Annotated in this window: 1 protein-coding gene; it reads right to left on the bottom strand. The window is 49.1% G+C overall.

The window, feature by feature from the left end:
• Window positions 1-174: 174 nt before the first annotated feature.
• Window positions 175-318: a plasmid mobilization relaxosome protein MobC gene (gene mobC / locus NE619_RS19370; RefSeq protein ID WP_256133880.1), complete on the bottom strand. Its 144-nt coding sequence runs from the start codon at window positions 316-318 to the stop codon at window positions 175-177.
• Window positions 319-332: the final 14 nt, after the last annotated feature.

The raw sequence follows: 332 nt of genomic DNA, 5'->3' as shown, positions 1-332 counted from the left end.
GGTCTTTCGCTTGCTAACCGCATAGTCGATCACATCCGTAAGGGCCTCCCGCTGCGGCTCGCTGGAATCCTTTCCTCCCATATACTGCGGATTATTTGACTTTTCCGGATTCTCTACATAAGCGACTACCTTTCCCAGCCAGCCTTTTACGCTCCAGATAGATGTGACTGCCATTTAAAGGTTCCTCGGCAAAATGACCGCATTCGTAATTTCCTCAACCGTTTTCTCAAACAAGCGCACCGCTTCGTCATACCGTTTGATATCAACGAGGTCGAGCGTATGGGCTTTTCTCGCGATCTGATTGAGATTGTTTCCAATTTGCCGCAGCTCCT

Source organism: Anaerovorax odorimutans (genome assembly GCF_024459955.1).
Classification (GTDB): domain Bacteria; phylum Bacillota; class Clostridia; order Peptostreptococcales; family Anaerovoracaceae; genus Hominibacterium; species Hominibacterium odorimutans_A.
The sequence above is the reverse complement of the archived record's forward strand: the minus strand, read 5'-3'. Positions and strand labels throughout refer to the sequence as shown.